The following is a 12,106-nucleotide window of genomic DNA, read 5'->3' as shown; positions in this document are numbered from 1 at the left end:
TTAAAAGGATGTCGGGCGCGGCATCGGCACCGGCACGTTGGCGATCGCGCCCGCGGTATCGCCGCGCGCCATTTTTTCCGGCTGCGCGGCCGGCTGCGGATCCTGGCCGGGAATAAGGCCGGCAAAGACGAATTGCGGATCGTGGTCCATCGGCTGGATATAGGGTGACTGCACCTTCATGCGGCCGACTTCGTCGCGCGTTTCGCTGCGCACCTTGGCGCCCTTGGCGCTGCAGATATCGGCGCTGATGTCGGTCACCTGGTCCTGCCCCGACCCATAGGGTCTCAGCGAACCCAGCGTGTCGTTGCTGGCAGGCTGCGTGGTGAAGCCCTTCTGCAAAAGGTTCGCCGTCGCATCGGCGCGGGCTGCAAGGCTGTCGGTGCCGAGCACGACGGAGACCAGCGTGCGGCCGTTGCGCGTCGCCGAACCGATCTGGTTGAAGCCCGAAGCGCAGATGAAGCCGGTCTTCATGCCGTCGGCGCCGGCGAAACGGCCGATCAGCATGTTGAGGCTCGGCACGTTCTGCTGGCCGTTGGTGAAACCTTCCAGCGAGAAATAACCGGCATATTGCGGAAAATCGCGGCGCAACGCCACTGTCAGCACCGCAAGGTCGCGCGCCGTCGTATACTGGCCCTTGCCGGGCAAGCCGTTCGGATTGACGAAGTGCGAATCCGTCATGCCGAGCTTCAGCGCCTCGCCGTTCATCCGCGTCACGAAGCCTTCCTGCGTGCCGCCGATGGCTTCGGCGACCGCGACCGCCACATCGTTGGCCGACTTCACCAGCAGGATCTTCAATGCGCTGTCGAGCGTCAGCTTCTGGCCCGGCTTGAAATACATCTTGGCGGCCGGCTGCGCGGCGGCGCGTTTGCTGATGACGACGGGCGTATCGAGGCTGATCTGACCGGCGCGGATTGCGTCGAACACGGTATAGACGGTCATCAGCTTGGTGAGCGAGGCCGGATACCATTTGCGGAAGGCTTCTTCATGCTCGAGCACGCGGCCGGTCTGCACATCGACGAGAATATGCGGATTGGCCTGGGCGAGCGGAACCGAGGCCAGGAAAACGGCAGTCGCCGCTGACACGAAAGAAAACGGCCGCAAGGCAGCAAACAAACGGAAGTGGCTCGTCGACACGGTTCGTCCTTCAGATATCAGGAAAATCTCGAAATCTTCCCCTATTTAGCCTATATGGCTATGACATGGCAAAGGTCATTGACTAAGTAATTTCCATGAGCCTCACACCCTTGTGATGCGATGAAAAATTGTCGAGATTTCATAACAGGAACGCCGATATGCCGATTTTGAACAGAGCCGCGGAGTTGCAGGACGAGGTCGCCGAATGGCGCCGCCATATCCATGCCCGGCCAGAACTCCTCTTCGCGGTGGAAAATACGGCTGCCTTCGTCGCCGAAAAACTCAAGGAATTCGGTGTCGACGAGATCGTCACCGGCATCGGCCGCACCGGTGTCGTCGGCCTGATCAAGGGCAAGGGCGAAGGCCGCCGCACGGTCGGCCTGCGCGCCGACATGGACGCCCTGCCGCTCACCGAAATCACCGGCAAGCCCTGGGCTTCGAAGACGCCGGGCAAGATGCATGCCTGTGGCCATGACGGCCACACCGCCATGCTGCTCGGTGCTGCGAAATACCTGGCCGAGACCCGCAACTTCAACGGCAATGTCGCCGTCATCTTCCAGCCGGCCGAAGAAGGCGGCGGCGGCGGCAATCTGATGGTCAAGGACGGCATGATGGAGCGCTTCGATATCGAAGAGGTCTACGGCATGCACAATCTGCCGGGCCTGCCGGTCGGCCAGTTCGCCACCCGCAAGGGCGCGATCATGGCGGCGACCGATGAATTCACCGTCACCATCAAGGGCCGCGGCGGCCACGCCGCCCAGCCGCATAAGACCATCGACCCGATCGCCATCGGCGCCCAGATCATCGCCAATCTGCAGATGATCGCCTCGCGCACCGCCGATCCGTTGCGCTCGGTCGTCGTCTCGGTGACCAAGTTCAATGCCGGTTTCGCCCATAACGTCATTCCGAACGATGCGACCTTCGCCGGTACGGTCCGCACCCTCGACCCCGAGGTGCGCACGCTCGCCGAGACGCGGTTCCGGCAGATCATCGAGGGCCTGGTTGCGGCCCACGGCGCCGAGGCCGAAATCAGCTTCCATCGCAACTATCCCGTCACCGTCAACCACCCCGACGAGACCGAACATGCGGTCGCCACCGCCAGCGCCATTGCCGGCGAGGCCAACGTCAACGCTGAGATCGATCCGATGATGGGCGGCGAGGATTTCTCCTACATGCTGAACGCCCGCCCCGGCGCCTTCATCTTCATCGGCAACGGCGATAGCGCTGGTCTCCACAATCCCGCCTATGACTTCAACGACGAAGCCATCGCCCACGGCATCTCCTATTGGGTCCGCCTTGCCGAACAACGCCTCGGTCTCTAGCTACAATTAAGGCTTGGCTTCCCGCCAAGCCTTTTGTATGCATGGCACTCAAGTGGTCCCGTAGCTCAGCAGGATAGAGCACCAGATTCCTAATCTGGGGGTCGCGCGTTCGAATCGCGCCGGGATCACCATTATTTTAATGGTTTAGACATCCGGTTGGTCGTCTATATGTCGCAGACATGTTGGAGCTGGGCCTGTGCGTTTGCTGGCGATTCCCTGCGCTCATGGCGAATACACACAACATTCCCGCTTTCCCTCATCGATTCTCTATATTTACGGCTTCAGCTTTAATTTGATGGCGTTATTTAAGAGAATAAAGTCTGCTGGCGGCACGTCAGCGGTAATCACATCTAGCCAATTCGAACAAAGTTTATCGATCCTCAGGGCCACCGCCTTGATCTTTCCGAAATCAAGCTTCCACTCATAGGGGTGCCGCGGTTTCAGCCAATTGAAAACGCTATCGCTCTGAGGTTTATTAATCGGATCATCGCCTGTGCCCGACCATGAGCCGTGGATGATCCTGTCCCGCATTTGCTGACAATCTCGAGCCTCTTTGAGGAGCGCAATAAACCTGCCTCGATGTGGCTCGATCATTTTCGCTTCAACGCCCGTCTGAACAACATTCAACCTGGTTTGCATCGAGCGCACTTGCTCGAACCTGTCTCTCGTCTCCGGCTCGTCGTCGAAAATGGCCGTCGCGGTCGTGTGAAGGTTTGTTTCAAAGAAGCTCCAAGACACGGCTACCATGCCAATCGCCCAAAGCTGCCGATCTGAGGGCGCAGGAACAGAACCGAATTCCTTTCGAGATAGTAACATTCTGTTGCTCCCTAGCGCTTCAATCATGGGATAGGTGACCACGAGGAAATACGAGTCGCTAGACACACTCCGCTGGACTCACATCTCGCTCCACAGAAAACGACGATCAGCTTGAGCTTGGGGAGTGGCGATAACATGGTTGAGACGCGGCTCAGCAATGGCGAATGAAGCCACGTTCAGCAAGACAGTTGATCAAGGAGCCTTGGAAAGCCGGGGATCGCGACTTGACCTCGAGGGCTGCCGTACCCATCCCCGCGTCAAGCGTTCACTCGGCTTACGGCACCTGACGATGAACCCGCCGCGTCCTCACCGCTCGCCGCGCACCCAATCCCAGCAGCGCCGCCACAATCCATCCGCCGAAAAAGCCAATCGCGCCCCAGACGAGACCGGCAAAGCTGACCGGCACGCCGGGCACGAAGTCGCGCCAGGTATTGGCGAAAACGACGTCATCGGCATTCCGCAGCAGGACGAAAGGCTTGGCGACGGGGGCGGCGGTGCCGAGATGGAGCTGCTGCGACAGCAGCGTTTCGTAACGCGAGATCGTGCTCTGCATCGAGACGCCGCGGTCGCGCAGGAAATCGTCGGATGATTGTGAATAAGCATTCAGCGCCTGCTGGAGATCAAGATGGTGCTCGGCGGCTTGGCGGTTGAAATCCTCGACGATGACGCGCAATTCGTCGATCGCGCCGCCGATCCGCTGGCGGTATTGCTGCGCGAATTCCGGCGCCTGCGAAAACACCGTGCCGCCGGCGAGCCCGGCCACAATGGCGATGATTCTTGCAATCAGTCCCATGATCCCATCAATCCCATTGGTGCCTCCGGCTATCCCCCTGCGCTAACGATCCGCGGCCGTAAAGGTTTCTGCCTTCGACACAATCGGTAACCCTATGTGATTTAACCGGAAAAGATCCGCCGCCACGATCACACGATCATCAAGGAAACCCGGATCTGCCGATAAGGCAATCGATACAGGAAAAGCCCCGCCGATCCTCCCCGGCCGGGCCTTTCTTTCTGATTTCGCCGATGAGGAACTTCGCCATATCAGCCGCGTTTATCGCAAAACAGGAGTATTCATCATGCGTATCAAGATGACTCTTTTGACAATCGCCTATGTCGCCGTCAGTGTCCTGCTGCTCGCCATCGCCTACCAGCCGCAGGGGTCGGGCGCCGCGCAGAAAACGGATCGTCTGGCCGGCTCGTCCTTCCTCGTCGAACGCTTCGCCGGTTGATCGGCTAAGCGCCGGCTGATAGGCGACGATGTGGAAATAGTCCTCGTCCTGCAGGGTCTGGCCCTGGGAGCGGCCAGCCATCTCGTTAATGCGTGCCATCGAGCGACGATCCGCCAAGCAGAACCCGGTTCTGCACCGCATGCACACCCTCGACCGCCTTGGCAACAGCAGTTGCCCGTTCGATTTCGCCGACCGTGCCGACGGTGCCGCTCAACACGATCTGGTCGTTCTCCATCGTTACCTCGACATCCGACGCATCGATGCCGCCGGCGATCGCCAGCGCATTGGCAACGGCCGCCTCGACCGCTGCACGATTGGCGATCTCTATTTCCATCTCGGGTTCGAGCCCGTGAAATGTCTGCTCCTTGAAAACCATGATCCGTTCCTCCGTGAAAACCTCGTAGGAAACGCTGATCGGCGGAGTTTGGTTCAGCACCGCTACCACTGCACGCGATAGCGGAGATTGACGCTGCCCGCCTCACCTCCTGAAAATGGATTGCTGACCGAAGCATCGAGATTGAGGTTCGGCAGAATGGCCTGGCTGACCCCAACCGTGCTCGAGAAGTCGCCGCTCGCATTGCTGACGCCTGTCCCTGCCGAAAGCGCGGTTCCCGTCCAGGGGTGGATCAGCTTCAGCGCCTGCGTTGCCGTTACCGAAGCCTGCCGGGCCTCGACCGCGTCATATTGCACGCTGACGGATCGGCTCGATTGCATGTCGAGCGAATCGGACAGGATCCAGCTGCGCGAGCGGCTGAGGGTTAGCGCGCCGCTGCCGCGCAGCGTATCGACGCTGACGCTGGCACCCCGCTCTGACCGGCCTGCCGGGGTAACGCTCGTCCTGGTGATCCTGCCCCAAAGCATTGCCTGTTCGGAATCGGGCAGCAGCGCTCCGCCTTTGGTCGAGGCCAGCGCGATGTCGGCGCCAGCGCTCGTTTCCCATTCCGCCGGCAGGCGAAAACCCACCGTCGCCTTGTAGGACCGGTCCGAAAGCTTGGCTGGCGACCAGATCAGCAGGTCGTCCGCCTTCGCTGCGGCTGTGAGCGAGGGTAGGATGGCGAAAAAGATGCATACTAATTTGAATGTCGTCATGAAGTTCAGAACGTTTTGACCTGTCACAGGGCTGCGGCGCGGAGTGGACGCAGCAGCGCATATGAAAGCGTTCGCGACGAACGCAATGAGGGATCACGGCCAAGCCGTCCATCCCGATTTCATCCTCGATTTAATGTATGGCCCAAAGGCCGGCGGCACCAAGTGCCTGTTCTTCGATGGACGCCACAGCGCCCGACTTGCCATGCGACCGTGACCGGCCGCGGCGGAAGCGATTCCGGCAGCAATGTTATAAGGATCACATCCGGCCGCCGCTCTGTAAACCCCTCAAGGGTTGAAATCTGCTGCACCGCACACTTGCCGCCCCCTCCAAAGCCTAGTAGAGCCTGAGCCTACGAGAGAAATTTTCGCGAAATTCTACATGATGACCGGCAAAAGCGCGCCGCGGCGCCTCAGCATCTTCGGTTCGACGGGTTCGATCGGCCAGAATACACTCAATGTCGTCGATCATCTGGGCGGACGGGAGAACTTCGAAATCTCCGTGCTGACCGGCAGCGGCAATGTCGAATTGTTGGCCCGGCAGGCGAAATCATCCGGCGCGCGGCTGGCGGTGACGGCAAACGACCAGCATTACGAATCACTGAAGAGCGCACTTTCCGGCACCGGCATCGCGGTCGCTTCGGGAAAATCCGGGCTGATGGAAGCCGCCGACCGCGAAGCTGACTGGGTGATGGCGGCAATCGTCGGTACTGCCGGCCTGGCGCCGACGCTTGCCGCGGCCCGCCGCGGCGCCGATATCGCCCTTGCCAACAAGGAATGCCTGGTATCGGCCGGCGATCTCTTCATCGCAGCGATCCGGGCGGGCGGCGGCAGGCTGCTTCCGGTCGACAGCGAGCACAACGCGATTTTCCAGGTGCTGGAAGAGAACCAGCGCCACGCCGTCGAGCGGGTCATCCTGACGGCGTCGGGTGGCCCCTTCCGCACCGCCTCGCTGCGTGACATGGCGGATGTGACGGTGGAAACCGCGCGCGCCCACCCGAACTGGTCGATGGGCTTGAAGATTTCGATCGACAGTGCCTCGATGTTCAACAAGGCGCTGGAGATGATCGAAGCCCGGCACCTTTTCGGCCTCAGGCCCGAACAGATCGAGGTCATCTTCCATCCGCAATCGATCATCCACTCCATGGTCGGCTATTCCGATGGGTCGGTGCTGGCGCAGCTCGGCGCGCCCGATATGCGCACCGCCATCGGTTATGCCCTGTCCTTTCCGCGCCGGCCGAACCTGCCGGTCGAGCGGCTGGATTTCGCCAAGCTCTCCAGGCTGGATTTCGAGGCGCCGGATGAGGTGCGGTTTCCGGCGCTGCGGCTCGCGCGCCTGGCGATGACGCGCGGCGGTGTTCAGGGCGCGGTGCTGAACGGCGCCAAGGAAGTGGCGCTCGAAGCCTTCATCGAAGGGCGGCTGTCCTTCCTTGCCATGGCCGAGGTCACCGAGAGGGTCATGGACGATCTGGCCGGCCTGCCGCCGGCTTCCGGCATGGATGATGTCTTCGCCGCCGACAGGGAAGCCCGGCAAAGGGCGGCGGAGCTCATGACACTAGCGATTGCTGAGTGAAGTTCGCACGGGCCGCCGAGTGGTCGTCCGCTTGTGACCGTGACTGCCGCGATTAGCGCAACCGGTTCCCACCCTCGTCGAACAACCGGCAATCCGACGGTTCAAACAGCAGGCTCACTTGCTCGCCCGCCGCAATACTGATCGGTGACCGATGCTCGACGGTCAGTGACTGGCCATCGGCAAGCTGGCAATAGAGATATTGCGTTCCTCCGAGATATTCCGAAAAATCGACCCTGGCCGTCAGGCTGCCCGATAGATCGGAGGCCACCTTCAGATGCTCCGGCCGCAGGCCGAGCGTCACCGCGCCGCCAACCGGCCTGTCTGCCGGCGGCAGGCCGCTTTCGATCTGCCGGCCGGCGACTTCGACCATGCCTCCCGCACCCCAGCGGGCATTGAGCAGGTTCATCCGGGGCGAGCCGATGAAACCCGCCACGAAGGTATTCGAGGGATTTTCGTAGATTTCGCGGGGCGTTCCGGCCTGTTCGACGCGGCCGTCGCGCAGCACGACGATCTTGTCGGCGAGCGTCATCGCCTCCGTCTGGTCGTGCGTGACATAGATCATCGTGTTGCCGAGTTCGCGGTGGAGGCGGGCGATCTCGATGCGCATCGAAACGCGCAGTTCCGCATCGAGATTGGACAACGGCTCGTCGAACAGGAAGACATCGGGCTTGCGCACGATCGCCCGGCCGATCGCCACACGCTGCCGCTGGCCACCGGAAAGCTGTCCCGGCCGCCGGTCGAGAAGATGGTCGATCTTCAGGATCGCGGAGGCGGCCTTGACGCGCGTCTCTATTTCCGCAGCATTCGTGCGCGCCATCTTCAAGCCGAAGGCCAGATTGTCGCGCACGCTCATATGCGGATAGAGCGCGTAGGACTGAAACACCATGGCGATGCCCCGTTCGGATGGATCGAGATCGGTAACGATACGTCCCTTGATCTCGACCTCCCCGTCGGTCACGTCCTCCAGGCCAGCGATCATGCGAAGAAGCGTCGATTTCCCGCAGCCGGAAGGGCCGACGAAGACGACGAATTCGCCCTCCGCGATCGTCAGGTCGATCCCATGGACCACCTGCAGATTGCCATAGCTTTTTCGCACGTCCTGGAGCACGACGCTCTTGTTACCCATACCGTTCGTCATCCCCAAAAAGACCTATCTGTCCGACTGGACCCAGACGAGCATCTCTCCGGGCGCGCGGTTGTCCCAGAGATGATAGGGCACGAAACGTGCGGTGGCGACCTGCCTTTCGGCCGGCGCCTTGCGGTAAAGCGCTGTTCCCCAGTTCGATGTTTCCTCGCGCTCGACCTTGAGATCGAGGGCGACGGCATCATTGAGATCCTTCAGTACGACGGTTTCGGCCGCCGGGAGTTCGCGGGGCAGGACGATCGCGTTGAGGTCTTCGCCGTTGTCCGTGGTTTCCAGACAATAGACCAGCGGGCCGCGCATCAATGCGACGCGACCGGCATCCTGGCGCACCTTCGGGTTGGCATATTGCGGCCGAAGCGCCAGCGGCAGGTAGAGGGCGACACGATCACCCGCGGCCCACTCGCGATCGATTCTGGCATATCCGTCCCGCATATTGGCGTTGAGATCCAGCATCTCTCCATTGACGCTGAGGGTTGCGCCTTCGGCCCAGTCGGGAATGCGCAGCGACAGCGCAAAGCGCGCCGGTTTTTCCAGCCTGGTGGTAAAGGCGACGGCACCGTCCCACGGATAATTGGTGGTCTGCTCGAGTTCGACCTCGGCGCCGTTGGCCAGCTTCAGCCGCGCGGTGCTTTCGCCATAGAGGTGCACGGCGATCTCGTTGTCGGAAACGGCGTACATGTAGGAGCCGATCGAGGTCACCAGCCGGGCGATGTTCGGCGGGCAGCAGGGGCAATGGTGCCACTTCCACCGGTGGTGCTTGCCGGCACTTTCGAGCGGATTGTCGTAGAAGAATGTCTTGCCGTCGGTCGAAAGCCCCGGCAACGCGCCATTGTAAAGCGCCTGCTCCATGATGTCGGCATAGCGCCGATCCGGACCGCGGCCGAGCATGCGGCTTGCCCAGAACACCAGGCCGACCGAGGCGCAGGTCTCCGCATAGGCGGTATCATTCGGCAGATCGAAATAATCGGTGAAACCTTCGTTGGACGCCGCCGGCCCGATACCGCCGGTGATATACATCTGCTTGGTCGTCAGATCGCCCCAAAGCGTTTCCAGCGCTGCCGTCAGGCTGTCGTCCTTGTATTCGGTGGCGACGTCGGCCATGCCCGAATAAAGGTACATGGCGCGCACGGCGTGGCCGACCACCTTTGTCTGCGCGCGCACCGGCTGGTGCGCCTGCGCATATTCATAGGTTTTCTGGTGGTACTCGGAGACATCGCGCCCATCGCGGCTTGCCTCGGCGGTGAAGAAATGCGGTTCGGTGCCGCGTTCGTCGATGAAGTATTTCGATAGCTCGAGATATTTCTTCTCTCCCGTCACGCGGGCGAGCTTGACCAGCGCCAGCTCAACTTCCTCATGGCCGCAATAGCCTGGTATCTGGCCTTCGCCGTGACCGAAAATCTTGATCATGTAATCGGCATAGCGGCACATGATGTCGAGCAGCTTGCGTTTGCCGGTCGCCTGATAATAAGCGACCGCAGCTTCCATGAGGTGGCCGGCGCAATAGAGCTCATGATGGTCGCGCAGGTTGGTCCAGCGGCGGTTCGGCTCGACGCGCTGGAACCAGGCGTTCAGATAGCCGTCCTCGTCCTGCAGCTTCTCATACATGTCGATGATCTCGTCGGCGCGCGCCTCGAGCTTCGGGTTTGGCCGGCGATAGAGCGAATAGGCGATGGTCTCGATCGACTTGCCGAGGTCGGAATCCCAGAACATCTGCGTCGTCCCGCCCCATGGTTGAATGGGAATGACGACCCCCGGGCTCGGCTGGTCGACATCGATCGCCTTGAGCATGCCGGCCTCGACGCAGCGGTCGAGCAGGGTCTCGGCAGTGGAATTGCAGACAGCGTCCTGCCATTTGCCCCAGAAGCCGCCGAGCTCCACATCGGGAACGGCGACGGGACGAAACTGGCGGTCATTGCTTGGTTTGTTCATGGGTTCCACTTTCTCTAAGATCATTTCACCGCGCCGGCCATCAGCCCGCGCATGTAGTAGCGTTGCAGGAGCAGGAAGACGATCAGGCAGGGGATCGTCATGACGACGACACCGGCCTGGACCGCTCCCCAATTGATGGCGCCGAGCCGTCCGGCGCGAACCGCCGTCATCAGCACCGGCAGCGTGTATTTCTCATTGCTGGAGAGCAGCACGAGTGCGGCGAGAAACTCGTTCCAGGCATTGAGGAAGGCAAAGATCGCCACCGTCGCCACACCGGGAAGCACCAGCGGCAGAAGAACCCGGACCAAGAGCCTGAGGTCGCGCGCCCCATCGATGCGCGCGGCCTCTTCGATCTCCTTCGGCACGGCGTCGAAGGCGTTGCGCATCATGAACACCGAGAAGGGCAGTTGCAGCGTCACATAGACGAGCGTCAGCCCAAGCAGCGAATTGTTGAGGCCGAGCTTTGCCAGGATGATGAAGAGCGGCGTCAGGATCGATTGGAACGGGATCATCAACGTCGCGATGATCAGCACGAAAAGCGCATTCTTCATCGGGAACCGATAGCGCGAGAAGCCGTAGCCGGCGAGCAGGCTGACGGCGACGGTCAGCACCACGGTGGCGACCGAAACGAACAGCGAATTGATCATGTGCCGCCAGATGCCGGCGCCGAACGTATCGAGCAGCGCGTAAGAATCGATGCTGACGCCTGAGGTCGGCCACGGCGGCAAGGGTGGCAGGCTGGCCTCCGTGCCATGCCGGAAGGACGACAACAGCGTGATCACGAAGGGGGCGAGAAAGAAGATCGAGATAGCGATGCCGGTCAGATGATAGGCCGACTTTGTCCGAATGGCCTTGCGGGCGCGGCGTTCCCTTGACGTGGTCATGAGCGCTCCTCCCCGACGCGAAGCAGCCAGAGCTGCACGATGCTGATCGCCACCAGGATGGCGAGAAGCACGATCGACAGTGCTGCGCCATAGCCGAGATTGAACGACACGAAGGACTGATTGAAGATGTAGTAGACCACCGAGATCATCTTGTTCTGCGGTCCGCCTGACGTCATGATGTAGAACTGGTCGAAGGCGAGGATCGAACCGGTGACGGAGACGATCAGCGCCAGCGCGATCGTCTTGCGCATCAGCGGCAGCGTCAGATGCCGGAAACGCTGCCAGCGGCCGGCGCCGTCGATGCGGGCGGCCTCCGTCAGCTCGGACGGAATGGCCTGAAGCCCGGTCAGGAGAATGATCATGGTGAAGCCGGCGATCTTCCAGACGACCATCACCACGATCGTCAGAAAGGCGGTGTCGAAAGTTGCAAGCAGATTGGGGCTCTTTTCGACAAGGCCGAGCGCCTTCAAGGCCGGGCCGATGAAGCCGCTATCGACATTGGCAAGCCAGACCCAGAGCAGCGAGGCTGTGGCAAGGCCGACCACGACGGGCAGGAAGATGATCGTGCGGTAGGCGCCGACGAACTGCCGTTCCTTTTCGACGAAGATCGCCAGCGGAAAGGCGATCGCGAAGATCGCGATGGTGACGATTACGGTATAATAGGCCGTGAAATTCAGCGCCGTCATGAAACGGGTGTCGTTGGCCATGCGAAAATAATTGTTGAAACCGATCCAGCGTGACGCCCCCATCAGCGGCCAGTTATGCAGGCTCATCCATCCGGTGAAGAGAACCGGCATGATGAAGAAGACGATTACCAGCGCCATGGCCGGCGCGATGTAGACGAGGCCGCGCCAGTTCGATCTGCGCCGTCGCCTGCGTCGAGGCAATAGAATCTCTGAACCGGAACCGGTCATCAAAACGCTCCGTATCTGTCGAGTGAAATTGGCCGGGAAGCTGCCACCGCTCCCCGGCCGCGGCCGAGGGAGAGT

Annotated in this window: 11 protein-coding genes, 1 tRNA gene and 1 pseudogene; 3 read left to right on the top strand and 10 right to left on the bottom strand. The window is 61.1% G+C overall.

Annotated features, from left to right (window positions below; all coding sequences use genetic code 11):
- Positions 1 to 1,134, bottom strand: coding sequence for a D-alanyl-D-alanine carboxypeptidase family protein (locus HFO71_RS16005; protein ID WP_077977787.1), 1,134 nt, complete (start codon positions 1,132 to 1,134; stop codon positions 1 to 3).
- 158 nt (positions 1,135 to 1,292) lie between these two features.
- Here HFO71_RS16005 and HFO71_RS16000 point away from each other — a divergent pair, with 158 nt between their 5' ends.
- Together HFO71_RS16000 and HFO71_RS15995 are read left to right on the top strand one after the other, a co-directional pair.
- Complete coding sequence (locus HFO71_RS16000) at positions 1,293 to 2,456, top strand: M20 aminoacylase family protein (protein ID WP_077977788.1); 1,164 nt, start codon at positions 1,293 to 1,295, stop codon at positions 2,454 to 2,456.
- 54 nt (positions 2,457 to 2,510) lie between these two features.
- A tRNA-Arg gene (locus HFO71_RS15995) sits at positions 2,511 to 2,587 on the top strand.
- 142 nt (positions 2,588 to 2,729) lie between these two features.
- Here HFO71_RS15995 and HFO71_RS15990 read toward each other — a convergent pair.
- The 5 genes and pseudogenes from HFO71_RS15990 to HFO71_RS15970 form a co-directional block, all read right to left on the bottom strand.
- Complete coding sequence (locus HFO71_RS15990; RefSeq protein WP_077977789.1) at positions 2,730 to 3,203, bottom strand: hypothetical protein; 474 nt, start codon at positions 3,201 to 3,203, stop codon at positions 2,730 to 2,732.
- 343 nt (positions 3,204 to 3,546) lie between these two features.
- The gene (locus tag HFO71_RS15985) at positions 3,547 to 4,065 is read right to left on the bottom strand and encodes a DUF2937 family protein (protein WP_077977790.1); all 519 of its coding nucleotides are present in this window, start codon (positions 4,063 to 4,065) and stop codon (positions 3,547 to 3,549) included.
- Between the two features lie 139 nt (positions 4,066 to 4,204).
- On the bottom strand, positions 4,205 to 4,600 hold the full coding sequence (locus tag HFO71_RS15980) for a hypothetical protein (RefSeq protein ID WP_165504248.1): 396 nt from the start codon (positions 4,598 to 4,600) through the stop codon (positions 4,205 to 4,207).
- Positions 4,587 to 4,877: a BON domain-containing protein gene (locus HFO71_RS15975; protein WP_077978070.1), complete on the bottom strand. Its 291-nt coding sequence runs from the start codon at positions 4,875 to 4,877 to the stop codon at positions 4,587 to 4,589. The genes HFO71_RS15980 and HFO71_RS15975 overlap by 14 nt, the downstream gene beginning before the upstream one ends.
- Before the next feature lie 62 nt (positions 4,878 to 4,939).
- A pseudogene (locus tag HFO71_RS15970) lies at positions 4,940 to 5,651 on the bottom strand (hypothetical protein).
- 318 nt (positions 5,652 to 5,969) lie between these two features.
- On the opposite strand from HFO71_RS15970, the gene dxr reads away from it, so the two are divergent.
- A complete protein-coding gene (dxr, locus tag HFO71_RS15965; RefSeq protein ID WP_077977792.1) occupies positions 5,970 to 7,160 on the top strand; it encodes a 1-deoxy-D-xylulose-5-phosphate reductoisomerase in 1,191 nt (396 codons plus the stop codon).
- 52 nt (positions 7,161 to 7,212) lie between these two features.
- On the opposite strand, the gene HFO71_RS15960 is transcribed toward dxr, so the two are convergent.
- Genes HFO71_RS15960 through HFO71_RS15945 form a run of 4 tightly spaced genes read right to left on the bottom strand, consistent with a single transcriptional unit; the run spans position 7,213 to position 12,031 of the window.
- Positions 7,213 to 8,286, bottom strand: a complete 1,074-nt coding sequence (locus HFO71_RS15960; RefSeq protein ID WP_170268938.1) for an ABC transporter ATP-binding protein — start codon at positions 8,284 to 8,286, stop codon at positions 7,213 to 7,215.
- Between the two features lie 24 nt (positions 8,287 to 8,310).
- Positions 8,311 to 10,233: a glycoside hydrolase family 127 protein gene (locus tag HFO71_RS15955; RefSeq protein WP_077977794.1), complete on the bottom strand. Its 1,923-nt coding sequence runs from the start codon at positions 10,231 to 10,233 to the stop codon at positions 8,311 to 8,313.
- 20 nt (positions 10,234 to 10,253) lie between these two features.
- Complete coding sequence (locus HFO71_RS15950) at positions 10,254 to 11,117, bottom strand: carbohydrate ABC transporter permease (RefSeq protein WP_072640387.1); 864 nt, start codon at positions 11,115 to 11,117, stop codon at positions 10,254 to 10,256.
- Positions 11,114 to 12,031 (bottom strand): carbohydrate ABC transporter permease, encoded by a 918-nt coding sequence (locus HFO71_RS15945; RefSeq protein WP_077977795.1) that lies wholly within the window; start codon positions 12,029 to 12,031, stop codon positions 11,114 to 11,116. Before HFO71_RS15945 ends, HFO71_RS15950 begins: the two co-directional genes overlap by 4 nt.
- Positions 12,032 to 12,106: the final 75 nt, after the last annotated feature.

The organism is Rhizobium laguerreae, from assembly GCF_019778565.1.
GTDB lineage: Bacteria > Pseudomonadota > Alphaproteobacteria > Rhizobiales > Rhizobiaceae > Rhizobium > Rhizobium laguerreae.
This window is presented reverse-complemented; position numbering and strand designations above follow the sequence as displayed.